The organism is Candidatus Filomicrobium marinum (assembly GCF_000981545.1).
Classification (GTDB): domain Bacteria; phylum Pseudomonadota; class Alphaproteobacteria; order Rhizobiales; family Hyphomicrobiaceae; genus Filomicrobium; species Filomicrobium insigne.
Map to the genome: position 1 here is coordinate 2,410,664 of NZ_LN829119.1, position 24,500 is coordinate 2,435,163.

The 24,500-nt window shown below is 56.5% G+C and carries 22 protein-coding genes; 5 read left to right on the forward strand and 17 right to left on the reverse strand.

The features are described 5' to 3' along the window. Window positions 1-127: 127 nt before the first annotated feature. Complete coding sequence (locus YBN1229_RS11310; protein WP_280136708.1) at window positions 128-703, reverse strand: sigma-70 family RNA polymerase sigma factor; 576 nt, start codon at window positions 701-703, stop codon at window positions 128-130. Next, window positions 700-999, reverse strand: a complete 300-nt coding sequence (locus tag YBN1229_RS11315) for a NepR family anti-sigma factor (protein WP_046479207.1) — start codon at window positions 997-999, stop codon at window positions 700-702. The genes YBN1229_RS11310 and YBN1229_RS11315 overlap by 4 nt, the downstream gene beginning before the upstream one ends. 221 nt (window positions 1,000-1,220) lie before the next feature. Here YBN1229_RS11315 and YBN1229_RS11320 point away from each other — a divergent pair, with 221 nt between their 5' ends. Further along, window positions 1,221-2,021, forward strand: a complete 801-nt coding sequence (locus tag YBN1229_RS11320; RefSeq protein ID WP_046479206.1) for a response regulator — start codon at window positions 1,221-1,223, stop codon at window positions 2,019-2,021. A gap of 85 nt (window positions 2,022-2,106) precedes the next feature. Here YBN1229_RS11320 and YBN1229_RS11325 read toward each other — a convergent pair whose 3' ends face one another. Both YBN1229_RS11325 and YBN1229_RS11330 read right to left on the reverse strand, forming a co-directional pair. Further along, entirely contained in the window at window positions 2,107-2,304 is a 198-nt protein-coding gene (locus YBN1229_RS11325) for a CsbD family protein (protein ID WP_046479205.1), read from the reverse strand. Window positions 2,305-2,533: 229 nt separating this feature from the next. Beyond that, window positions 2,534-3,097, reverse strand: coding sequence for a PRC-barrel domain-containing protein (locus tag YBN1229_RS11330; RefSeq protein ID WP_052743879.1), 564 nt, complete (start codon window positions 3,095-3,097; stop codon window positions 2,534-2,536). Between the two features lie 1,572 nt (window positions 3,098-4,669). Between YBN1229_RS11330 and YBN1229_RS11340 the strand changes: the two genes are divergently transcribed. After that, window positions 4,670-4,915, forward strand: a complete 246-nt coding sequence (locus YBN1229_RS11340) for a hypothetical protein (RefSeq protein WP_152025023.1) — start codon at window positions 4,670-4,672, stop codon at window positions 4,913-4,915. An 8-nt stretch (window positions 4,916-4,923) separates the two neighbouring features. Here YBN1229_RS11340 and YBN1229_RS11345 read toward each other — a convergent pair whose 3' ends face one another. Both YBN1229_RS11345 and YBN1229_RS11350 read right to left on the reverse strand, forming a co-directional pair. Beyond that, window positions 4,924-5,586 (reverse strand): SGNH/GDSL hydrolase family protein, encoded by a 663-nt coding sequence (locus tag YBN1229_RS11345; RefSeq protein WP_160298705.1) that lies wholly within the window; start codon window positions 5,584-5,586, stop codon window positions 4,924-4,926. A gap of 110 nt (window positions 5,587-5,696) precedes the next feature. Continuing rightward, window positions 5,697-6,863: an OpgC family protein gene (locus YBN1229_RS11350; RefSeq protein ID WP_046479202.1), complete on the reverse strand. Its 1,167-nt coding sequence runs from the start codon at window positions 6,861-6,863 to the stop codon at window positions 5,697-5,699. A gap of 350 nt (window positions 6,864-7,213) precedes the next feature. Here YBN1229_RS11350 and YBN1229_RS11355 point away from each other — a divergent pair, with 350 nt between their 5' ends. Both YBN1229_RS11355 and mdoH read left to right on the forward strand, forming a co-directional pair. After that, window positions 7,214-8,839: a glucan biosynthesis protein gene (locus YBN1229_RS11355; protein ID WP_052743882.1), complete on the forward strand. Its 1,626-nt coding sequence runs from the start codon at window positions 7,214-7,216 to the stop codon at window positions 8,837-8,839. Continuing rightward, complete coding sequence (gene mdoH / locus YBN1229_RS11360; protein WP_052743883.1) at window positions 8,836-10,773, forward strand: glucans biosynthesis glucosyltransferase MdoH; 1,938 nt, start codon at window positions 8,836-8,838, stop codon at window positions 10,771-10,773. The genes YBN1229_RS11355 and mdoH overlap by 4 nt, the downstream gene beginning before the upstream one ends. Window positions 10,774-10,797: 24 nt before the next feature. Here mdoH and YBN1229_RS11365 read toward each other — a convergent pair whose 3' ends face one another. From YBN1229_RS11365 to YBN1229_RS11410, 10 genes are all read right to left on the reverse strand, one after another. Next, window positions 10,798-11,715 carry a ribokinase gene (locus YBN1229_RS11365; protein ID WP_046479201.1) on the reverse strand — a complete coding sequence of 306 codons (918 nt, stop codon included), beginning with the start codon at window positions 11,713-11,715 and terminating at the stop codon, window positions 10,798-10,800. Between the two features lie 57 nt (window positions 11,716-11,772). Next, on the reverse strand, window positions 11,773-12,111 hold the full coding sequence (locus YBN1229_RS11370; RefSeq protein WP_046479200.1) for a chaperone modulator CbpM: 339 nt from the start codon (window positions 12,109-12,111) through the stop codon (window positions 11,773-11,775). Window positions 12,112-12,114: 3 nt separating this feature from the next. Beyond that, window positions 12,115-13,065 (reverse strand): DnaJ C-terminal domain-containing protein, encoded by a 951-nt coding sequence (locus YBN1229_RS11375; RefSeq protein WP_046480665.1) that lies wholly within the window; start codon window positions 13,063-13,065, stop codon window positions 12,115-12,117. 78 nt (window positions 13,066-13,143) lie between these two features. After that, window positions 13,144-13,869, reverse strand: coding sequence for a VIT1/CCC1 transporter family protein (locus YBN1229_RS11380; RefSeq protein ID WP_046479199.1), 726 nt, complete (start codon window positions 13,867-13,869; stop codon window positions 13,144-13,146). A 107-nt stretch (window positions 13,870-13,976) separates the two neighbouring features. Continuing rightward, the gene (gene ligD / locus YBN1229_RS11385) at window positions 13,977-16,457 is read right to left on the reverse strand and encodes a DNA ligase D (RefSeq protein WP_052743884.1); all 2,481 of its coding nucleotides are present in this window, start codon (window positions 16,455-16,457) and stop codon (window positions 13,977-13,979) included. Beyond that, window positions 16,454-17,401, reverse strand: a complete 948-nt coding sequence (locus YBN1229_RS11390) for a Ku protein (RefSeq protein ID WP_046479198.1) — start codon at window positions 17,399-17,401, stop codon at window positions 16,454-16,456. Before YBN1229_RS11390 ends, ligD begins: the two co-directional genes overlap by 4 nt. Before the next feature lie 100 nt (window positions 17,402-17,501). Continuing rightward, window positions 17,502-17,972: a CreA family protein gene (locus YBN1229_RS11395; protein ID WP_090229385.1), complete on the reverse strand. Its 471-nt coding sequence runs from the start codon at window positions 17,970-17,972 to the stop codon at window positions 17,502-17,504. A gap of 162 nt (window positions 17,973-18,134) precedes the next feature. After that, window positions 18,135-19,889 (reverse strand): SulP family inorganic anion transporter, encoded by a 1,755-nt coding sequence (locus YBN1229_RS11400; RefSeq protein ID WP_082101110.1) that lies wholly within the window; start codon window positions 19,887-19,889, stop codon window positions 18,135-18,137. Window positions 19,890-20,183: 294 nt separating this feature from the next. Next, complete coding sequence (locus YBN1229_RS11405; protein ID WP_052743885.1) at window positions 20,184-21,215, reverse strand: DUF937 domain-containing protein; 1,032 nt, start codon at window positions 21,213-21,215, stop codon at window positions 20,184-20,186. A gap of 312 nt (window positions 21,216-21,527) precedes the next feature. After that, on the reverse strand, window positions 21,528-21,917 hold the full coding sequence (locus YBN1229_RS11410) for a hypothetical protein (RefSeq protein ID WP_139165331.1): 390 nt from the start codon (window positions 21,915-21,917) through the stop codon (window positions 21,528-21,530). A 315-nt stretch (window positions 21,918-22,232) separates the two neighbouring features. Here YBN1229_RS11410 and YBN1229_RS11415 point away from each other — a divergent pair, with 315 nt between their 5' ends. After that, window positions 22,233-23,366, forward strand: coding sequence for a site-2 protease family protein (locus YBN1229_RS11415; RefSeq protein WP_046479195.1), 1,134 nt, complete (start codon window positions 22,233-22,235; stop codon window positions 23,364-23,366). An 18-nt stretch (window positions 23,367-23,384) separates the two neighbouring features. Here the strand turns inward: YBN1229_RS11415 and YBN1229_RS11420 are convergent, their stop codons facing one another. Then, on the reverse strand, window positions 23,385-24,272 hold the full coding sequence (locus tag YBN1229_RS11420) for a transporter (RefSeq protein ID WP_046479194.1): 888 nt from the start codon (window positions 24,270-24,272) through the stop codon (window positions 23,385-23,387). Window positions 24,273-24,500: the final 228 nt, after the last annotated feature.

Here is a 24,500-nt window from a genome sequence, read left to right on the forward strand (position 1 = left end):
GTAGGGCCGCGGACTGGGGGACGTCCCGGCTCGCAGAGGCAACGCACTGTGCAAGTCCATCGTTCCCCCGCTTGAGGCAAGGCAAAGTTCAATAAAATTGGAGAAGGGTGACAAAGACTTGGCAGGATCAGCCGTTACGTCCGGCGATCGTTCCACTGATAGGAATGGTCACGTCGCCTGAGTATTCGAGTGCGAGATCTTCAGCAGACTCGATGTGCATGATTTCCGCAAGGCGTGCACGGGCTCGGTTGACACGGCTCTTCACGGTGCCCACGGCGCAACCGGAGATTTCAGCGGCTTCTTCGTAGCTGAAGCCTTCAGCAGCGACGAGGAGGATAGCCTCGCGTTGATCCTCCGACAGTTGCTCAAGCGCGGAAACAAGGTCGTTGAGGTCAAGATGACCGTGTTGAGCAGGTTGGACGGAAAGCTTCGAACTATATTCACCGTCGCCATCAGCAACTTCCCGTCGCCGTTTCCGAAACTCAGAGAAATATGCATTGCGCAGGATCGTGAACAGCCAAGCCTTCAGGTTGGTGCCTTCCTGGAACGTATCGATCTTGTCCCAGGCCTTGACCAAGGCTTCCTGCACGAGATCGTCTGCACGATCCGCATTGCCGCTAAGTGAGATTGCGAACGCCCGAAGGTTGGGGATCGCAGCCACCAGGGCGCGTTTCATCTCTTCGGATTGTTGAGCCGCTGTCACGATTTACGCCTCTTTGCAGCTTCTTCCGATACTTGCAACTGGTCGAGCAACTGCAAAAATTTGTCTGGAATCGGTTGCTGTATGAGCTCTCCATAGGACGCACGAACCCGTCGACCGACGGCATCACGCACCTCCGAATTGCTATCGCGCACCGAACTGGTGGCGATTGTGTCGATGTCACCTTGCCTCAATTTTTCTTCTTCTCCGCAATCGGTATGCTTGTCCTCTCCGCCGCCTTTACGGGCTATGTCGGTAGGGTCCACCACCTGCCGCAGCTCCTGGTCCTTGTTCGCCATCAGTTCCCTCGGGGGATTCCTTGTTGATCTATCCCAAATCAACTGATCCTATCGGATACCAGACCAGTCCGGCAAACCTGCACGGCATGGTGCCCACCACCAGCCGAAAACGCGTGCAGCGTGGGATGGTTCCGGAGTTTGGAACTTTTTTTTCGCCTGCGGGTTTCCATCGCCGATGACCAAATCAAATCGCACTAGACGTCCACAATCAGGAACATCTTATGTCGCTAGCTACAGTTATCGCTCCTCACCTTCCGTATTTGCGGCGCTTTGCGCGCGCGCTTACGGGAAGTCAGACAAGCGGGGATGCCTACGTCGCAGCAGCGCTCGAGGCACTTGTTGAGGACCCTGACAGCTTCCCTGACACTCTCCCGCCACGCGCGGCGCTATTCCAGGTCTTCCTCAAACTTTGGGGGTCGTTGGACGTTAATTCTCAGCACAATCGTGAGGCCGACGAAGCCGTGGACACGCTGATCGAGCGCAAGCTCGAGGCAATTACACCGCGACCTCGCCAAGCCTTCTTGCTTGTATCGGTTGAACAATTTTCTCCCGATGAGGCTGCTGCCATTATGGGGGTCCCAGAAAACGAGTTGAATGAGCTGGTCGAGGAAGCTGGCGCAGAAATTGCTGCGCAGGTCGCCACCGATGTGCTTATCATCGAAGACGAACCGCTGATCGCGATGGACCTGGAAGAAATCGTTTCGTCGTTGCGTCATCGTCCGATCGGCGTAGCAAGAACGCACCGCGAAGCTGTCGAGCTTGTTAAAAAGAGGACACCAGGCCTGATCCTTGCGGACATACAACTGGCCGATGGAAGTTCGGGGATCGATGCCGTCAACGAACTTCTGGGCTCAATCGAAGTTCCGGTGATCTTCATTACGGCTTACCCGGAGCGGTTGCTGACCGGGCAGCGTCCGGAACCGACGTTCCTTCTGACCAAGCCTTTCCAGCCCGCCATGCTCAAAGCTCTTATCAGTCAGGCGCTGTTCTTCGAACAGAAAGCTGGTTCTAAAGCAGCCTGATAACAGCAATTGCTGCCAAAACTAAAGAAGCCCCGTATCGCTTCCTGGCGATACGGGGCTTTGCATTGTATTGGACAAAACCAGCTTACCAGCGGCGCATCCATTCTTCGACCTGACGTTTCGCTTCTGACTTCGCGATGCCATATCGTTCTTGAATTTTGCCTTCGAGCTGTTCGCGTTTGCCGGCGATCTGGTCAAGTTCATCGTCGGTCAGCTTGCCCCACTGTTCGTGGACCTTACCGCTAAATTGCTTCCAGTTACCTTCGACTTGATCCCAGTTCATGGATAAACTCCTTAAACGGTTGCAGCATATTTTTCATTGGACCACACGAGCAATCTGCGCTCGTGAGCGGCTTGCATGAATAACGGATGATGAGCCGGGGAGGTTCCGGTTTTTATTTCTCAAAGATTGAGAAATAAGTATCAGAAAAATATGAATAATATCAGGGTGCAGACAAACAAAAGGGGAGCGGATAACCGCTCCCCTCAGTACGAGATTAAATTAAGTTGTCTTATTGTTTTTCGGCTGGTGCGGGCTGCTTGGAACCATCGCCTTGCATCGCTTCCTTCGCCTTTTCGTAGCCCTCTTTGGCCTTTTCCTTCACGGTCTCGTATCCGCTCTTAACAGCCTTTGAAGCCTCATCAAGCCGGTCGCGCATGGTCTTCTCGCCAGCGACTTTAAATTCCGGGGCCGCCTGCAAGGCTTCCTTTGTCGTGTCAACGATTACGATATGTGATCCATCTTTTTCCTTGCGCAACTCAGTATCGGCAAGCTTTACCGCAACGTACTTTTCAGCAAGCCCAACAAATCCACCGACGCCAAGTACGAGAGCCTGAACCTGCCCCGAAGGCGACAAGACCAAATCGTTGACATCACCGATCTTCTCGTCCGCATTGTTCTTCACGGGCGCGCCGATCCAGCGAGAGGCTCTGACCTCATCCGCGCTCGGTCCGGAAATAAACTCTAACGTTGAGCTATTAGCGGTATCTGTTGCTGTTTGAGTCATCGCCGGCGCTGCGAAGAACGCAGGCGATAGAGCTACAATGGCGCTCGCTGTCAGCAAGAATCCGCGCATCAATGATCTCCTCCTGTTTAGTGGCGGGCAACGATGTGCAACATGCCACGCTCTTAAAATTCATGTGACGTCATCTGGTTCCCCGGTAGGAGCCGAGGACACCAAAGGCACGCACATGTGTCCGCCGGTGTTGCGGAGATTCGCAGCTGTTTTAAGGCAGCAGCAGGCGCATGCGCCAATTCGCCGGTAAATATTTGTAGGGCGATCAGTTTGATTGTTGGGGCAACTATTCGAGGAGGGAACCGGAAATTATTACGACATACAAGCCAAGCGCGGAGCGACGCGTTTGCAAAATAAGAATATGAGGAGGAAACGCGTTTTTATTTTGGGGAGAAGCGGAGCTTAAATGAAAAGCTGAAAAAATGATCTGATTTCTGTCTACGCTTAACGGCTATTTTATATATGCAGCGCAGACTTGGTTAAGAATCGAATGTAATTTGTTCTTAGAGTCGGAGCATGAAAATGGCCGATCCGTCGAGAGCGGCGCTGAATTGGAACGCGTTGGACGCTTCAATAATCGGGGCTATCACTGAAATTCAAGCGGCGCGCGCTTGCATCCGGCATGATGCCCAATCCAAAGCGACAATAAAGCGGAACCCAAATGCCGAGGCGCAAGAACGTTTTGTGCGGTGTTTTGATGATGCCCAAGACATGTTGGATGAAGTCCGCGCGCAAATGTCCATCGCACGTTCGATTTTCGCCGGGGCGCCGCGCATACCGAGCCGCCCGCGTCAGGTGACTGCGACAGCCCTGGACAGAGGCAACGCGACATACGTCGTCGAACCCAAGAAGCCGGCGTCCTCGCGACTAGAAACTTTTAAGAAGCGGTTCGCTTTTTTTGCGAAGTCTTCGATGCGCAAATTCAGGAAGCTGACGTTCGCCTCCGCTCGTCGAGACAATAGCATTGCGGTCGAAAACGTCGGCAAAAAGACCGTAAGTCCGCGAGAAAAATTGATAGTCCCGTTTCTGTACGCATTGCCCTTTTCCCTCCGGCGCCGGTTATGGCGAAACCTAAAGTCCTCTTTCGCACAGACATCGCCGCAGGGCAAAATGCCGAGCGAAAGGACGCCGTATCACAACGCGTTTTATCCGAGGCCAGCCTTTGTTCTGGCGGCAATGGTCGGATTGGGCGTTGTCGCGTCGATTGCTTGGGCAGCATGGGCCCCGTCAACCGTCTGGGCGGCGAATGTGGGCCTGTCCACTCCATCGATAGAGCGGTCTGCGGTGCCGGCCAAAGGTTGCTCGGTGAGCGCATGGGGCAAAGCTTGTTATCCGCGCCGGTCCCGGCTTTAGAGCTGATGTCAATGTCCCAGCCCCTGCGACAATGACAACCGGAACGGTGAATACGTAGTAACGTTTGTCTGGGCACGATCGCCAACAGATGAACGGAGCTATGCCCAATGAATATTGGTTACAGGCCTAAGCCGCTTCACCCGCTGGCTGAATTACGCCAACGAATTTTGCGACTAAAAGTGGCGCATAAGAGTGATAACGCTTCAGAACCGACTGTCGCTCCGTTGCGACGAGAGAAGCGTCTTCCCGTAGCCCGTCATTATCGGGATGGCCGACGTTATGCATGAAGATAAGCCGACGCATACGCACATGGAGACACTGAACGACGTAGAGCAATCGCTCGCGACGCTTCAGGACGAGCGGTGTGCGTGCTGGGCTCAACTTCAGGCTTTGCTGGCGAGCGGTCCTGCCGCCGCCAGCGAAATCAGCCACTACATTAGCCGTATCGATGCGATCAACGACATTATGTTGGCCCTGGCTCGGGTGACGACAGCAGCCCCCTCGCTGCAGGATTCTACAGAATAGCTTGCCAACTATGGTCCGCTCACGTGAGTCCGCAGCCCGGCTCTAGAGGCAACAGTCGTTAGTTCCTCCGCCAATGCATCAGCCATAACCTCGCCCAAACAACGATATGACGTGTCGTTCAGGTGGAACTTGTCTGGCGCAAGAAGCTCTTCGACCGAAAATTGTGACGAAGTGACCATGTGCTGCATGATTTCGTAACGACGCAGCAAAGGGATTTTTCGCTCGGTGGAAATCGCTTTCATGATGCGCAAATAGCTCGGGAAATTAGGGAGCCGCGCCGCACCCGGATAGTATTGATGATTGAGCAGAACCACATCGATCCCATGCTTTTGCATGAGGTTTAGACCAGCATCCACTGTAGATTGAAATTCGCTGATTTTTACACCTCGGATCGCATCGTTCACGCCGGTTTGCCAGATGACGAGGTCCGGGTCCAACGGTAGCACCGCGCTCGCGATCCGCGCGAGCATATCGCGTGCAAGCTGTCCCCCGATCCCCAAGTTAACGACTTCGAACTTGTGTTCTGGAAAACGATGTTGCAACTCGACCAGAAGGCGCGACGGGTAAGAGGCTGCCTTGCTGGATGCCCCTGCACCCTGTGTGCTGGACGAACCAAGCGCGACGATACGGATGACTTCTCCCTTCCGAAAAGCGGCGGTCAGGCGCGGCATGGGCCAGTCCAGATGAACCAGCTCATTGGGTGCCTTACAGGCTTTCTTTGGAGGAGATGTTGCAGTTTGGGCTGCTTGAGCATGCGCTGACGACACATACCCGACCGCCATCAGCGCGATGGCGGCAGCAAAACACGATTGAAAAGCGGAACGGAGGGCCAAACGAGCCCGACACTGCGCCCCAGCTTGCGTTGCGCGAGATACCATGCGGTAACACCCAATACAGAGATACCTATTGTATTCACAGCAATTTGCGTAGTGAGGTCAGTCCCAGCTTCCTGCATCACCACCCATCCGCTGAACGACAAGAGCGTGCCGAGACAGAAGATTTCTAGTGAATGTTGACCGCAACGTGAAATGACCCCTGCGCCCGGTGACGTCAGCCAACGCGCTGACGCCGGGACACAAGCGGCGACAATGTACCCGAGCGCGACAATGTGCAAGATGCGAAGAGGTGATAAATTCGTCTTATCAATCGCGCCAAGTAGATCGCCCGGCAGAAGACGCGTGCTTTCCAGCCCGGGAATGCGGGTCCAAGGCGCAATAACTAAGCACGCAAAGAGCGCATAGGCGGCCGCTGGCGGAAGCAGAACGGCTTCATAGAGCGGCATATTTCTGCGTACCCGGTCTGCAGCCACTGCACCCAAAGTCAGCAGGAGCTGCCAGGCGAAGGGGTTAAAGAACCAGCCCCACACCGGATGCCCCGGCAATCCCAGCCCTCCGGCATAAGCAGCCAGCCAGATCGCAGCGGATATAATGAGTACGAGTGCGTGCGAACGGCGCAGCAGCCAATACATAACGGGGAACCACGCCAGAAGAAGGATGTATAGCGGCAGAATGTTCAGCATGTTTTGCTGATAGTAGAGCACCGCAGCCTGAGGAATCGCATGCGAAGGGTAGTTGATGAAATACTGCAGGCCGATGTGGTTCAGATAGTTGGGCTGCGAAAAGAAAAGCGCTGCCGCGCTAAGGAGCAGCAAGCTGACTACAACCGTTCCGATGTGCCAAACATATAGGTCGAAGATGCGACGCCCGACACGCGAAGTCCCGGAGCGGAAGCCCTCCTTTTCGAAGGTCTTGCTGTAAGCGAGCAGAGCGGAAAAACCAGCGAGAAATACAAAAACTTCTGCAGCATCTGCGAAACCGAAATTACGCATAGTTAGATCCGCCAGCCAATTCCCGGGAATGTGGTCGACGAAAATAAAAAGTAAGGCGAGGCCTCGAAAAAAATCGATGCGCACGTCGCGTTTTTGTACGGGTGCCTGGCTCTTTTGCATAAGCGATATATTTCCAGCAGTTGCGGCCTTCACGGTGAGTACCCCGCTCTTAGGTAACGATTCGGGCGTTTCCTTAGCTCTAAAATGGCGGGTGAGACGGCGGGGTTCCCGACCTGCGTCGCGACGGCAAGCTTTTGCCACCATGCGCGCATACTCTCTGAGTCGTCAGACGAGCGATGTCCGTTCGGGGCGCATGTCCGATGCGGACCGGCGGAAGCGCGCCGGTGCGCGTTCCATGACGCAGACTCGAGAAGCCTCCCCTGAGAACCTGGTGGGTTGAACTCAGCAGCGGAGGAACCAAACGCGGTGAATTGCGTTGAGTTCGCGCCAATCACAAACATCTGTGGATCATGACACTCTTCGATTTTGCAAAATTCGACGGTCAAAAGACTGCGTCCAGAACCTTCAGAAAGGGCAGCGGAATTCGCAGCTTACTACTGATCCTGGGCGCTTCTGTCGCAGGCTTGGTGAAGGTGCACGCGGTCGCAGCGGAAGCGCTGCCCCCGGCATTGAAGAGGCCAATTGCCCACTTCAGTCAGGACGCCGTCATCCAAGAAGCCAAAGCGCTCGCCAGCGAACCATATGTCGCACCCCCGCCGCGCGATCACGACCCGGCAAAGGAGTTGGCGGGGACGTATGACGAATATCGAATGGCGAGATTTCGTCCTGAAGCAGCGATACAGCTCGACAAGGTCGGCAAGTACCGGCTGCAACTTTTGCCCACCGCGTGGATACACAACGAAGAGGTTGAGCTGGCTCTTGTAGACAACGGTGTTTCAACCCCCGTGCGCGCCGATCCGGATATGTTCGATTGGGGAACATTGAAGAAAGTCGCAGCTTTCTCAAAAGGAGTTCCCCTTTCAGGGTTTCGAATTAACGGCCCGCTGAATAGTCCTGACGTGAGCGATGAAATTATCGTTTTCCAGGGCGCGAGTTATTTCCGAGCTTTGTCGCGTGGACAAGTTTATGGCATTTCTGCGCGTGGGCTTGCCTTGCGTACCGGCGCTATTGGCGGCGAAGAGTTCCCGCGTTTTACAAAGTTCTGGATCGAGCGGCCTGAGCCTCATGCCAATAAATTGGTGGTGCATGCGCTATTAGAGAGTAGGTCCGTGGCGGGTGCCTACCTGTTCAAGATTGATCCGGGCGACACAACGGCCATCGACATCGAGGCGACACTTTTTCCTCGTACAGAGATCTCACAAATCGGATTGGCCCCGCTGACGAGCATGTATCTCGTCTCCAGCAGCGATCGTACCCGCGTCAGTGACTTTCGCCCATCCGTGCACGACTCCGATGGTCTGACCATCCACAACGGCAGCGGCGAGTATCTGTGGCGCCCACTTTCTAATCCGCGACAAATCGAAGTAAGCATGTTTCAGGATGATGGTCCCAAAGGGTTCGGTCTTGAGCAGCGCGAACGTAAATTCGCAGCCTACCAGGATCTCGAAGCCAAATACCATTTACGGCCGAGCGTTTGGGTTGAGCCCAAGAGCGATTGGGGGCGCGGCAGCGTCGTACTCGTAGAGCTGCCAACGGAAACCGAAGCCAACGACAACATCGTCGCATTCTGGCGGCCTGACGACGCACTTGCCCCGGGCAAAGCATATCGGCTGGCTTACAGATTATCGTGGCCAGATACCTTCCGCGACATTGGTCCCAAAGTCCGCATCATGCGCACAATGGCCGGGCGTAGCATCGGTTCGGATCGCAGCGAAGGCGCTGTGCAGTTTGTCATTGAGTATGACGGCATCGAAGGCGAGAGCGACCAAGTTGAAATTTTGCCAACCATGCAAACAAGCGAAGGCCGCCTCAGCAAAGCCCAGGTTCAGGTGAATCGAGAGGCCGGCACGTTGCGCGTTGCGTTCAAGTTTTATCCCGAAGCAAGCGAGACCGCCGAATTGCGCGTGGCTTTATCAGCCCAGCAAGGCGGATCGGAAACTTGGCTGTACCGTTGGACGAAAGGCATGCATCAATGATTACAGCTAGGCTGTTTCCTCTACCGCCTCCAAAAGTTCCTCCTGATGCCGGGGTTTTCATGCCTCCGCAGGAGCTTTGGGATCGCGCGGAGCGTGATACCGAACCCAAGCTAGGAACTTCGCCGGCGACGACGTGGGCGGCACGGCTTACCGTGACTGCCGCGACGCTGATGATGACCGCTTTTTTTGCCTACTGGCTTTATGGCGCCTTGGCGCCGTCCGGTATCAACGTGTGGGAAGGGGTTTTCATCTTTCTTGCGACATCTTGCTTTGTGTGGGTGAGTGTCGGCACGTCTGCGGCATTGCTTGGTTTCATCCTGATGCGTTTCGGTGCGGCGCCCGCCATACCGGTCATTCCATCTGCGGATACGCCGCTCGCAACAAAAACAGCACTACTTTTTCCAATCTACCACGAAAGCCCTGCGCGGATCGCGGCGACTATTGAAGAATTGGCCAAAGACCTTGCGGACCGGGGCCATGGCGACAAGTTTTCTGTGTTCGTCCTGAGCGACACGCGGCCGGGTCAAGATCGCGATCTTGAGGTCGAAACATTTGAGATTTTGAAGAGAATAGTCGCCAGCCGGATGGAGGTTTTCTATCGCTATCGCGAGGAGAATGTCGGCAAGAAGGCCGGCAACATCCAGGACTGGATCGTGCGGCATGGCGGCGAATTTGAGCAGTTTGTGATCTTTGACGCCGACAGCGTCATGTCAGCAGAAACGCTGGTTCGGCTCGCGGCAGCAATGGAACACAACCCTCACGCCGGGCTCATCCAGACCGTGCCCAAGCTCATTTCCAGTACGACGACCTTTGCGCGTTTGCAGCAGTTTGCGAACGCGGCCTATGGGCCGATCTTGGCGCGGGGGCTTTCAGCTTGGTCGGGTCAGTCGGCAAACTACTGGGGGCACAACGCTATCATTCGGACGCGGCCGTTCGCCAAATACGCAGGCCTCCCGAAGCTCGATGGCGCGCCTCCTTTCGGCGGGCACATCCAAAGTCATGACTTTGTTGAAGCAGCTCTGCTGCGCCGGGCTGGCTGGGCCGTGTACATGGCGCCTCAGCTCACCGGCAGCTATGAATCCAGTCCGCCCACGCTGATCGACATGGCGATCCGCGACCGGCGTTGGGTCCAGGGCAACTTGCAGCATCTGGGCCTGATCACGGTACGCGGGCTGACGTTGACCAGCCGTGTGCACCTGTTCATGGGCGCATATGGCTATCTCGTTTCGGCTTTCTGGGTTGCCTTGATGCTCGTCGGCATGGCGCTCTCCCTCCCGTTTCTCACGGGTGACGAAGCCAACATGGCCAACGTGGATGAACTGGTAACAGGCGATGCCGTGACTGTTCTTGTTATGACAGTCAGCGCGCTCTTCCTTCCTAAGGCGCTGGGCCTTGTGAACTGGCTTCTTACGACGCGGAGATCAGTGGCGTCTGCGTTGCAAACCATTGCCGGAACCGTCGTTGAGGTCATCCTATCGGTTCTGCTGGCACCGATCCTTTTGATGACGCATCTACAAGCTATCGTTGAAATCATACGTGGTCGGGATAGCGGTTGGGCGGCGCAACGGCGCGACGCTGATGGCGTTACCCTTGCGGAGGCAATCCGGTTTCACGTGCGGCACGTCATGATCGGCTTAGTGCTGGCTGCGATTTCGGTAAGCGTATCGTGGTGGCTTCTGGCTTGGATGGCGCCTGTCGTGCTCGGCCTGATCTTGGCCCCGTGGGTGACGTGGCTGACATCCCGATGTTCGTTGCCGTCAATTTCACTGATGCTCGCCACCGACGAAGATTTAAAGGTCCCGGATATCGTGAGTAGGGTGGAAACGCGGGCCGCTCGGTGGAGACGATTTTGCGAGTCTCCAGCAAGAACGGACACGAAGACGAAAGAGGTGAGCGTTACACCCTTACCCGGTGCACCTGCCCCCTTGACCTGAGGAATGGGTTCAAGCGTGAGTTTGTCATCCCGGCGTGGTGGCGAACTCGCGCGCCGTCGCTGAAATTTCTTCGCGGGTCGGTAGGGCGGCCAGGCTGCCTTGCCGCGTTACGCTCAAAGAAGCGCAATGGACCCCAACGGAGAGGGCAGCTTCGGGGGATAACCCGCGCGCAAGCGAACCCACGAAAACACCGCAGAAGGCGTCGCCCGCACCGGTGGCATCAATAGCCTTCACAGCAGGTGGCTGCGCGGTCCACGGCTCTGAACGGCCTCGCGCGTAAAGCCGGGCACCTGCGGAGCCAAGCGTCGCGACAACCGTGTCGCATCCGAGTTCAATCAATCGCGCTGCAGCTGCGTTGGGCTCTGAGAGGCCGGATAGGTCCGCCAGCTCAATGGCATTGACGAAAGCCAAGTCTATAAGCGGCCAAAGCCCTTCGTAGTCGAAAAGGATAGGCGAAGGATTGACCGCGATGCGAGCATTCTTCGCCCGCGCTGCTTCGAGCGTAGCCGCGGTTGTCGCCCGATCGATGTTTCCCTGCATTACCAGCCAATCGCCAGGCTTTAGCCGATCCATCGCTTTCAGGCCGATATCGGGCCCGGCGTGCTGCGCCGAATGTGTCGACGCGATGATCGAGTTATCTCCATCTGGGAGCACGAAAATCGCAGCTTCGTCCGTTGGTCCGGGTCTGATGTGTGTCGGTCCGACATCGATCGTTTCACGCCGCAGCATGTCTACGATTTCCCGACCGTAAACATCATCTCCCACGGCTGTTGCAAACGCGACAGGCGCGCCCGTACGCGCTGCGCTGACAGCTTGATTGAGGCCCTTACCACCGAAATCAATGCGCGCCTCCCGCGCGATCATTGTTTCCCCGGGCCGCGGCAATCGATCCACTTTGTAGGAACGATCGACGACACAGTTGCCGACCACCAGTATCGTCATATGCTCAGGCCCATGGGGAACCGATGTTATTGCGGTGACAGTGGGAGAAAGACGCGATCACTGGTCCTCGGGTTCCTCGGAAGGTATCTCCAGAGCGCGCAGGCGTGCGCGCAATCCCTCAATCTCGTCGAGAAGTTCGAGCGCCAGAGCGATGCCTGGGATGTTGAGATTGAAATCGCGTTCGAGGCGTCGGGCCGTCGCGACGCGGCTCACGGTAAAGGCCGCAAATCGCCATTCACCTTCGGAGCGTCCTTCGGGTTCGAGAACGCCTTCACTTACAAGCTCTGAAATCCACGTCCGATCAACATTACACGACTGACAGATCTCGGTAATCGTCAAGCGTGTCGTCGAACTGACGAGTTCGGCAGTGTGAACGGAACTTTGCTTTTCGGCCATGGTTCACAAGCCTCCAAATGTTGCGCGCGGATCAAACTTCAAGCGGCGTTCCATATCCCGGTAGGCTTCCTTGGCCTCCTCCGTATCGGCTGGAGGTAAGGCGATCCGCAAAACGGCGTAAAAGTCCCCAGGCGGGTGGGACGGGATCCCGCGGCCCTTAACGCGAAGTTTACGCCCCTGCGCGGAACCCGCCGGAATCTTCAAGTTAACAGGACCGCCCGGCGTTGGTGTTTTGACCGTAGCGCCCAATGCAGCTTCCCAGGGCGCAACCGGCAGATCAAGATAGATGTCACGACCATCGACGCGGTAGAGCCGATCCGGCGCGAATTCGATCGTCAGATAAAGATCGCCTGCCGTTCCACCTCCGATTCCAGGCGTCCCTTGCCCTTTGAGACGGATTTGTTGGCCCTCCGTCACGCCCTTGGGAATCTTGACGTTGAGTGTTCGATCCTGAACGGAAACATGTCCCGTTTCGTCGACGTGGGGCACCCTTAGTGTCAGGGTCCGCGTTGCCCCCTCAAGCGCGTCGTGAAGGTCGATAACAACCCGGGCATGGTGGTCCTCACCGCGCGAGTGAAATTGGGTGCGCGTTGAAAAACCGCTGCGGCGAGCGCGCATGCCGCCAAACAGGCTTTCGAAAAAGTCGCTAAAGTCGTGGTCAGCGCCGTCCGCTTTGCGTCCGGAATACTCAAAACCGGTATCCCAGTTCGGTGGCGGTCTGAAGTCCTGGCCGGGAGTATATCCGGAGCCAAGCTGGTCATAGGCGGCGCGTTTTTCAGCGTCGCCAAGGACCTCGTAAGCTTCCCCGACCTCTTTGAACTTCGCTTCCGCGTTAGCTTCTTTGTTGATGTCGGGATGATATTTGCGTGCGAGCTTACGATAAACCCGTTTGACCTCGTCTTGGGACGCGTCACGCTCAACCCCAAGGATCTTGTAATAGTCCTTAAACTCCATCGCACCCTCTGACCAAAGAAACGCCAGGATGATGGCCAAGGCGTTTTGGTGGCGTCAATGCCTCGGTTCCAGATATGGTCAAGCCAAACCTCTGAGGAGATGCCCAACCAAATAAGATAGGGCCGCTGCGGCGAGGCCGATAACCAATGTTTCCAGCCCTGAGCGCCACCAACTGCGGGCGGACCATAGGCTTTTGAGGGACCCGATCAATATGAATGCCAGCCCGCTGAAAATCGTGGCGATGAACAGACCGGCATGAAAACCGAATATGAAGGGAATGAGAGGTAGGAGGCCGCAGACGACGAATGCGGAGAAGGTATACACGGCCGCGCGTAGGGGAGACCGCTTCGCCAGAGGCAGCCCGTGTTCTTCCGTCAACATAGTTTGGACCCAACGCTCTTTCGTCGCCGTGGTGATTTCAACGGCTCGTTCGAGATCCGCACCCTCAAACCCCTTTGCTTGGAATATTTGCCGAATTTCCTCTCGTTCTCCATCTGGAGCAAGTTTGATGTGGCGTTCTTCCATGCGTTGGAAGCGCTCGTATTCGTCCAACTCCGTCTTGGTGCCGCTATAGTTGGCCGCCGCCATCGAAAAACCATCGGCCAGAAGGTTCGCCGTGCCGAGGATCAGAATAATCTGGCTGGACAGCTCCGCCCCTGAAACACCGGCAACAACAGCAAAGGTCGTGACCGTTCCATCAATGCCGCCATAGACCCAGTCACGCGTGTAGCTAACCTGCGCACCGGAAGCGAGACGCCGACGAATTTCGGAAGGCGTATGCCCGTGTTCCAGTATTGGTGCCATTGATCCGCAGCTCCCTATGGAAAGGCGTTGCCGATCAGAAGGACGACAGACGCGATGAAACAGTATGACCCGATGAACTGTATTGGAGCCTATATCTTCACAAAGGATCAAGACGTCATCATTTCCAGCGCGCGCGGCGCAATCGCCTGATCCACATTGAAATATCCAGCCCACGGCTGACGGCTTGAAAGGCGGATAGTCTCAACGGTGTACGGTTTGGCGCTCTCCAGGTCCTTCAGCGCTGACCATGAAACCGGACAAGCGATTGACGCCACATCTCGCGCTCGAACCGAATAAGGCACAATTGCCGTCGCCATCGCTTTGTTACGCAGCCAATCGATAAAGATGCGACCCTTGCGTCGCGACTTGCTCGCCGTGGCGACAAACGAACCCGGCTCGAGCTTAGCAAGCCGCCGCGCTAAGCCAGAGGCGAACCCGGATATATCGTCCCAAGTCTGTGTGCGATTGAGCGGGACGACGACGTGAACGCCTTTGCCGCCGGTGGCCATTGCAAAGCTCTTGAGCCCGGCGCTGGACAACACCTCCTTCACGAGAAAGGCGCTGTCCCGCACTGTAGCAAAGGAGACCTCACCATCCGGATCGAGGTCGAAGACCATGCGGTCGGGGGCATTAAGGTCGGGAAGCCTCGCCCCCCATCCGTGAAGTTCGATGCCACCAAATTGCACGACGGTCGCAAGACCGGGACTGCCGTCGAGGGCCATATAGTCGGGATGTGATTTAGCGGGGTCCGGAACTCTGATGATCCCGGCTTTCATGGCCTTCATGGGATGGCGTTGGAAGAAAGTTTCACCATCGATACCGTCCGGCGCGCGTACAACGCTGATGGGTCGGTTTTCCAGATGCGGGAGGATGAGATCCGCAGCCTCGGCATAGTAGTCGGCGAGGTCACGTTTGGTCAGGCCCACCTTTGGGAATATGACGCGAGAGCCATGCGTCAAGGGCACCTTGGTATCCCTGCTAACCGTTTGGCGTGACGGACTTGGCACGGGCGACCCTCGCAAGCTAGATCGATGGGATTTGCCGCTGGAAAGATCTTCGCGCAAGCCAACATAACGCGCAGCTCGCAACAATCCGTTGACCGTCTTTCCGCGATGCTGAACAGCGATCCTGAGTTCCGGGGCAACCCAACGCACCTTTTTAGGAACAAGATCCAAACCTTCCAAGCCCTCTGGCGGTGATGGGCGTACGAGTCTGGAAAGCTTCGCGCCCAACTCATTATCCGTCCGCGCGCTAAACCCGGTGCCAACGCGCCCCCAATAACGCAGCCTGTCGCCATCAGACTGCGCGACAGCAAGCGAAGCGAAGGGCCGGCCGGCGCTCGACGGCGTGAAGCCAATGACGACCGCATCCTCTCGAGCAATTGCTTTGATCTTAAGCCATGACTTCGAGCGCCCAGAGCGGTAGGTCGATCCCGCGCGTTTCGCGATGATGCCTTCGCCTCCCGATTTCGCGATCCTTTCCAGAAGCTTGGGGCCGCTTCCTTGCAAGGTGGGTGCGATCCGAATGAGTTCCGGCTTTCCGAAGGTGGCCAGTAGCGTGTCCAAATGCGCTTTGCGTTTACTCAGAGATTGGCCCCTCACGTCACGCTTGCCTGTTCGCAGAACGTCGAAGGCGATAAAGGTCATCGGAGCTTTAGGCCCAGAGCCAAGCGCGGCGGCAAGCGCGCCGAAATCAGAGAGCCCATGCGCGTCGAATACGACGACTTCCCCGTCCAGGATTGCAGGAGGAATCGTCGCGGCTGCTTCGGCGATGTCGGGAAATCGATCTGTCCAGTCATGGCCGTTGCGAGTGAACAGTCGCGCCGCGCCGTTTCCTGTGATGAGTTCCGTACGGTAGCCGTCGTATTTCATCTCGTAGAGCCAGTCGCGACCCTCGGGCACCTTGTCGGCCAACGTGCACAACATCGGCGGGATAAACTTGAGAAGGGATGTCGTTTTCCTGCTCGAAGAAGCCTGACGGTAGGAGGCTCGCCCCTCCGCGATTTCGTCCATCGACCGTCCCGAAACAACGCTGGTTGAATAGCGCGCGGCAAGGCTGTCGTCATCTTCCGCATAAGCGTCCCGGTCTTTGACGAGCAGCCAGTTTTCGCGCTGTCCTTCGTGCCCCATGCGCACGAGTGCCCACCGTCCGCGGATGCGTGCACCGTGCAGGGTGAATTTGAGATGGCCTTGCGTGAGGTTGTGTAGCATTTCTTTGTCGGAAGCACCTGACCAAGTGCCGTGATCCCACAGCATGACGGTGCCCGCACCATAGGATTTTTCCGGGATAACGCCCTCAAAGCTCGCATAATCCAGAGGATGATCTTCCGTCCGTACGGCAAGGCGGCGTGTTCCAGGGAGTGCGCTCGGCCCCCGCGTGACCGCCCAGCTTTTGAGCGTTCCATCGATCTCGAGGCGCAGATCGAAATGATCGCGGCGGGCGATGTGGTGCTGGACAACGAAGATATGAGACTGGGACTTGTTTCGTGCAGTTCCCCGGGTCGGAGGCGGCTCCGGTGTTCTTTTAAAGTCGCGCTTGGCCGCATACGTATTGAGCCGCAGGGCTTGGGTTTTGGTGCGGGAGGTCACGCTTTTTTCTTCGTCGTTGCGGATCGGCCCTTTGAGCCGGAAGAGCCTCGGCCAGCTGATTTCTCAGGTGCTTTGGATCGCTTTACGGGATCGCGCTTTGTCGAGGCTGCCGCCGCGCGTTTCGGCTCTGACCGACCGCCCTTTTTGGCAGGAGCCTTCTCGACCGAGCGCTTGAGTGCCTCCATGAAGTCGATGACGGTACCCGCACCGGTGGCCGCTTCTTCGCCACTACTGACCGCAACCGTTTCGCCGCCAGCGAGCTTTTCTTTGACGAACTCTCGAACCGTTTCGGCGTAATGATCTTTGTAGGCGCTGGGATCAAACTCGGTCGACCGCTCTTCAATGAGCTGCTTCGCCATATCAATCAGGCCAGGCCGAAATTTCTGCGTTCCGAGTCCGGAAAAGATGTCATCCGCGTCGCGCACATCGCTGTCATAACGAAGGGTCTCGAGCATGAGCCCGTTTCCGGCCGGCATGAGAGCGATAAGGTTTTCCTTGCCGCGCATGGCGATCTGCCCAATTCCGCATTTTTTTGCGCTCTGAAGCGCGTCGCGAATTACGCAATAACCCTCTTCCGCCACCTCGCCGTCCGGAAGGATATAATAAGGCCGGTCGAAATAGAGCGGATTGATCGAGAACGCGTCCACGAACTCCGTCAACTCGATCGTATGGCGCGAGGAAAGCTTCAGCGCGTCAAGCTCGTCGTTGTCAAACAACACATAGTTGCCGGGCTCGACTTCATAACCGTAGGAGATGTCCTGTGAGGGGACTTCGCGCCCACCCTCTCCGGCTACCTTTTTGTATCGGATCCGCTGCTTCGTTTTGCGGTCCACTTGATGGAATGATATCTTTTCTTCGGACGATATCGCGCTGACCAGCCTGATGGGGATGGTCACCAGCGCAAGGCGCATGTGCCCTTTCCAAAATGTGCGGACCGCAACCATTTCAAACCCTACGCGTTACAAACGGTCTGTATTAACCTGAAACGCGGCTTTTCAGGACTGGTTCCGTGTCCTCATGCGTGTCGTGCACTTCCCGACGATTTTAGTCCTTGATCCAGTCGGCGCAACGCGTCGGCTGTGACGTGCCCCAGGGCATGATTGGCACCGAGGACGTGGAGTTCTTCGGGCTGCCCTCGATCAATTTGTCCGTATAAATTACGTAAACCAACACGTTTCTTCGCGCGTCGCAGCCTCTAACGAGGCGCATCTTTTTGAAGAAGAGGGAGCGCCGCTGGCGGAACGCTTCGGCTCCTTGCTCCAGTTGCCGGGTGAATGTGACAGGGCCCACCTGACGGCAGGAAAGGGAGGCATCCGATAGTTGTTCGGCGACGCCGAGCCATCCGGTCCATCCACCCTTTTCCGGCACCGTGAAATAGCATGTCACGCCCTGAACATCTGGGTCGTCGATCGCATACGTCGCGAGCTTATGGTCCGGCGACAGGAACTTCCAGACGGTTGTCTTTTTGAAGATGAGCTCCGGCTCATCGTCGGCTTGAGCGTTGCCGGTTCCCATAACGATGGTGGCACATATTGACAGGAGAATGGGGATACGCAACAGCGGGCCTCTCGATGACGCTTGGTGATCTCGGGAACGCGTGCCGACGACCAACCGAGCTATGCGGCAGCAATCAACGTCTTGAGACATAGTTCGTTCCCGCCAGATTGCGAGAAGCGGTCAGCCCAACTCCACATTTTCTGTTTGCGTATAAGCCAACGCTGTCTCCACATCCTTTGCGTACCGCACCAACGGCCGGCGCAAGCCGTCGCGCAAGAGCGAACGCCGCACGCTTTTTGAAGCTCCTGTCAGATAAACCGTGGCGCCCGCAGCCTGGAGTTTGCTGGCAAAGCGTTTAAGTGCGTTCGCTGCCGTACTGTCCACCAGCGGCACCTCCGTAAGATCGAGCACGAACAGCTTCGGCGTCGATCCGATACGGTCGAGAACGCTGCTGACGGCGGTTGTTGCTCCGAAGAACAGCGCTCCGCGAACCCGATAGACGATCACGTCGCGTCCCATCTGTGATGGTTCGTAAGAGGTGCGGGTGGATCCCACATCGTCGGCGACATCCTCGGGGACCAAGGGGATTTCGCTGTCGACCCGAGTGGACTCGGCCATGCGATGCAGGAACTGGAAGGCTCCTAGGACAACGCCGACACCTATTGCCATGGTGAGGTCTTCAAAGACCGTCAACAGGAAGGTGGCAAGAAGGATCAGGCGATCCCCCGTCGAGGATTTGATGAGGGCAATGAACTCCTCTCGCTCGGCCATGTTCCAGGCGACGACCACGAGCACCGCGCTCAAGGTCGCGAGGGGTATGTATGACGCCAATGGGGCGGCCACGGCCATGAATAGAAGAAGATAGACGGAGTGGAACACCCCGGCGAGCGGGCCCTTGGCTCCAGACCTCACATTCGTCGCCGTACGCGCAATCGTCCCCGTTGCGGGCATGCCGCTAAAGACAACCGATGCCATATTTGCCCCGCCTTGCGCCACGAGTTCGCAATTCGATCTATGGCGGCGCCCAGTCATCCCGTCGGCAACGACAGCGGACAGAAGCGACTCGATAGCGCCGAGCAAAGCAATTGCGATGGCGTCAGGAAGGACGGCGCGCACCTTTTCAAAACTAAAGGCGGGCAACGCGGGTTGGGGCAGCGTGGAGGGTACCCCACCGAACCGTGTACCAATCGTGGCGATATCAAGCTGGAATACGTAGGCCAGTACAGAACCAGCCACGACCGCGATCAGGAATGCCGGCCACGTTGGCCGCACTCTTCGAACAAACCAGATCAACGCGATGGATAAAACGGCGACGGCAGCGGCAGCCGAATTCCACGTTGGCAGCGCTCTAACGAGAACTTCGAGTTTGGGAATAAGAGCGGCAGGTTCCTTCTCAACGGCCAGCCCAAGAAACTCTTTGAGCTGGCTCGAAAGGATGATCACGGCGATGCCTGCCGTGAAGCCGATCGTGACAGGATACGGAATATACTTGATGTAGGTTCCCAGGCGCAGGAACCCGATCGCCATCATCAGGAGGCCGGCCATCAACGTGGCGAGCACCAGCCCGTCGTAGCCGTGCCGCTCGACAACAGTGGCAATAAGGACAATGAACGCGCCGGCGGGCCCGCCAATCTGAAAACGGCTTCCACCGAAGACAGATATGATGAAACCGCCGATGATAGCGGTATACAGCCCCTTAGCCGGATCTAGCCCGCAGGCAATCGCAATTGCCATCGACAGCGGCAATGCGACGATGGCGACGGTCAATCCAGCTATAGCATCATTGCGCAAATCCGCGAGGTGATAGCCCTCGCGAAGCACCGTGATCAGTTTCGGCGTAAAGAGCTCGGCAAACGTCGGCTCCGGCGGACGCACAGATTTCTGCAAATCAGCACCCGGCCGGGGGTCCAGTGAGGGCCCACGGTCGCTCCCCATGTAATTTCGTAAGCGCGCTCATATTGAGCTTGTTCGGAGAGCTTGACCATTGGACGAATTGATGCGCGACCGCCTCCAGCCATGAACTGGGAGCAGCGCGGGCTGAGTGGAGATCGCCCGCTCTGCAAAATCATGGGCTGGCGCCGCCCATCGTTCCCCCACATCAAGCACCGTTATGGTGCCTGCAACGGTGGCAGCAGCCGTCTTAGTATCTTGAATTTCGCTATTCTGAAACGCAGCGAACTGCGACGGCTAGGGCCACTTTGCTCACCTGCAGAGGGGATGAACCATACCCTATTGCGGTTGGTTCTTGGTCCCTTGGAGCTCCTTCGTAACCTCCGACTCCTTGATCGTCAGCATAAGGGCATCGGGCTTGACCTCTTGAATTTGGTCTGAGGTGATCCTGTAGCGCGTGGCGCCAATGCCTAGGAAACTACCCGTGTCCATGAACACTTCAGTGACGTTGTTGTTGGGGTCACGATTGATCTCAACAATCTCCCCGATCTTCCTGTTGTCGCTGCTGTATACCGGTTTCGCAATCCAGTTCTTCGCCTCATCTGCTGTGACAGTAAAGGTTACGCGATTGGGAGCTGTAGTCCGGGACTCTATTTTGGCCGGTGGGAGGGTTGCGACTTCTTTGGTCGGGTTCCGAAGCAGATACCAAGCAAGGGCGCCCACGGCTAGAATACCGAGCGCAGGCAACACCCACCCGAGATTCGACGAAGTTGGTTGTGGCTTAGCGTAGGCGGGTTTGAAGCTTGACGCTTTAACGCCGCCGATGCCATCGAGAATACCAGTATCCTTGAGGTGTTCGGCGAAGCCAGCTGGAAGGGCGCGGGAGATATTGTCCTTCTGCGACGCAAGAAGGCCTCCGAGCGCCGCAGCGTCTAGCCCTTGTGTGCGCTGCTGTTGTCCCAGAACGCCCAACACGACAGGCCCAAGCAATCCCATAAGACTCTTTGAAGATTCTGCGCCGACACCGGCATATCGGCCGATCGAGTTGGTTAGCGCCGACATCGTCGTACTACCAAGAAGCGATGACAGGGTGTTCGCACCGCGATCAATAAAAGCCGTTTTCCCGGAGGCACCGAGCGTGCTGGCTAAGCTCGAAAGCACACTAGGATCTTGCTGGGAGACCGTCTTGAGCAATGCTGAGGCACCTGCCGGTTTGGAGACGAGCGAAGTGAGCGCAGCCAGCAGACCCGGGACACCTGCCTGGATCGCTCTTCCGACCTTTGCCTTGTCTAAGCCAAGGCTTGAGGCGATGCGCGCCACGACATCAGAGTTGAGGACTTGGGTGATAGTGGAGACCAAATTCGTCGTCATGGGAAACTCCTTGCAGTTATCCCCCGAAGACAAACCCCACCATCCAAGAAATTAATGACTATTCTTAGGGCAATTTAATCTTCTTCATACATGTTCTGAGCCCGTTCTTCCAGATCTATCGTGAACTGTGTTCGGTAACAAACGGGTTCCAGTTTTTGAGAGCTCTCTCGTCGCGATATCTGCTTTGGGTCAAAATAGGCGGTCAGCCACGGCGAAGGCTCGTCAGCGAAGCACAGACCATCGTGGCAGGTGAGCAGTGACCGCAATTCAACGTTTTTATGCAGATGGGGACATCATCTCAGCCTGTCCATTCTAACGGCGCCGCAACTCCATCTTCCCGGTTCCTTTTGGCGATGAAAAGGTCACGGTCTGGCGAGATCCATGCACGACCACCCGAACGCGGCCGGAGATGTCGAACTGACCATTATAAAAATCGCCGACATAGCGATCTTCGGACACTTTCAAGACCGTGCCGGTTTGATGAATCTTGTTGGAAGGAGTTGCGCAAGTCGCCGTCACGCCGAAAACTTTGTCCGTCTGTCGATCGTAGCTAACGCGACAGCGAACCTTCTCGCTATCTCCAGAACTGGGTTTGACGAAGCCGCCGCCGCTCCATGTGCCATCTAGCGATGCTGCTGAAGCTGACCCGGGCGCCGCCAGCGCCAGCACGGCGGTAACGAAAAGCAACTTGGATTTGTTCATATCCAATCCCATGTAACTAAGGACTCCCTCCTGCAGGATTCCGCGGCCATCCTAAGGACCTTCTGCATAATCCAGTTTAACGCGCCACACTCGGTATGATCGACCCAAAATTCATACATTTTGTTTATATTAATGGGTCCTTTCAGGGTTGTTATGCGACCGAAAGAAACAAAATCTATGGCTTATTTATAATGATTTGGGGCTGTCTGCTAAGATGCAATGAGAACCCGGTAAAAATACTATGTCGATTGTGGCGGCAAATGTGGCAACAGCCGCCGGTGCACCGTAGCGGCATCGTTGAAAATGAGGCAGTCCATGGCGTGGTCATTCAAGCTGTTTGAAGTGGGCGGCACAAGCGTTCGGGTGCATTTTACGTTTCTCTTGCTGCTTGTGTGGTTGGGAACAGTCTTTTGGCTTCAGGCCGGCCCAGTCGCCGCTTTGGATGGCATTGTCTTCGTAACGTTGCTGTTTGCCTGCGTCGTGCTCCACGAATTTGGCCATGTCGTAGCCGCGCGCCATTACGGAATAAAAACCCGAGATATCACACTGCTTCCCATCGGCGGTCTCGCCGCGCTTGACCGTATGCCCGAAAAACCGGGTCAGGAAGTCGTCGTCGCACTCGCAGGACCGGCCGTTAACGTTGCGATAGCCGGCGTTCTGATGCTTCTCTTTGGCGCAAAAGTGGATCTGACCGTTCCGCAGATTTCCTCGCAATTTGGAGCGGATCTCGCGAGCCGACTTGTCACGGTTAATTTAGCCTTGGCGATCTTCAATCTTATTCCAGCCTTCCCGATGGACGGCGGGCGCGTTCTGCGAGCTTTGTTGGGGTTCGCCATGAGCTACCAGGCGGCGACCCGTGTGGCGGCCAGGGTTGGGCAGGCTCTCGCGATCGTATTCGGTTTCCTCGGATTGTTGGGCAATCCGTTTCTGGTGCTTATAGCAATCTTCATCTTCCTGGCGGCGGGCGCTGAAGCATATAGCGCCAACATGCGCGACTTCGTGCGTGGACGCCATGCGGGAGATGTCATGATCACGGAATTCGAGAGCCTAGAGCCAAACTCGGACATCGACCACGCTGCAGATCTTCTGCTGAAGACCACGCAGCAGGAATTTCCGGTGGTGGATGGCGCACGGCGACTGCGGGGGCTGTTGACGCGTCAATCAATCATAGAGGCGCTGGCAGCCAGCGGCGGGAAGACGCCGGTTCTCAACGTCATGAAGCGCGACGTTCCTGAGCGGCCCATCAATGCGCCCCTCGAAGCCGTCGTTAAACTTCTCCAGGAAAAGGCTGCCCCAGCTGTCGGAATAGTAGATGCCGACAAGCGGCTTCTGGGGTACGTGACCTGGGAAAACATGGCAGAATTTTTCATGTTGCGCGCCGCCGGCATGCAATCCGGACGTCCCGCGGCGCCGGGCCGGTCCTCTCAGGACGTCGACGCCCTTCGATAATCCGCGCAAAGCGATTTTTTAGAAACGGCGGGAGATACCGATGAACGGGTTGATCCTGTCGGCGGCAGGCGAGACACCTACGTTGAGGCCAATATCGAGTTGTGTATTGCTGTTGACGGCATAGGTGAGCCCCGTTCCAAGAAAGACGGCATCGCCGCGCGGATCATCCGTCTCGAATGCCACGCCCACTTCATAATAGCTTCCCAAACGGTCAGTCCATTCGTATGACACGGCTGCTGTCACCAGATATTCAGTGCGGTAGCTCGATGTTTCCTCCGACTTCGTAGAGACAAATCCGGCGTTGAGCCCGAAGCCGATCTTGTCCGACAGCTGTAGTGCGAAAGGCACGATAAGACCTGCCGAAAACCCTGCCGCACTGACATCGTTACTACGGTCTGTAGGCAGAGTGACGAACGGGAGTAGAGCAAACGCGCTCGTGCCCAAGTCGCCGAACAAGTCATTACCCCAAAGATTGATCTTGCCGCGTATGTCGACGCTGCCGATGCCCGAGCTCCTGGATGCAGGCCCCGACAGAAGTGAGCTCGTCTGCACCACTCCGTAGGGCTGCCAGACAAGGTTCAGCTCGGCAAAACTCGTGACACCAATGCGGATGTTCGTCGTGCCGATCTCATAAGTGTCGGTCCTGAAGCCATCACTGTCACGCGTGGATCGCGAAAACCCAAAGATGTTGGTCTCAACCTGTGCATGCCCGGCATCGATAGTGAAAGGGCTCTCTGTTGCATCAGGCCGGTCCGTCGACATGTCCCGCATCAGGTGATCTGGTGTTGGAGCAAAAAACGAATACCGCCGCTTTGTGCTGTCGCCAGCCACAGCCTCTAAAGAACCGCCTACGGGCAACACGAGCAGGCCTGCGCCGACGAGAAGGCCAACAAAATTGATGCGCATTCGGAATGTCCCATTCAGTTAGGTGATGAATAGGAAATTAGGTTAAGCTAACTTTTAGAGTCAAGGGCAATAAGTTTAATGTTATGGTGTCTCCAGTGATCTGCGTGTGGGAGGGGGGAGACGGAGGTGAGAGGGGGCACCAAGAATGCGCTCAAGAAGCTCGTCACCAGCGCTGCGGAACTGTTGCGAGTCGCGATCAGAACGCACAGGTCAAAGGAAATGCGCCGA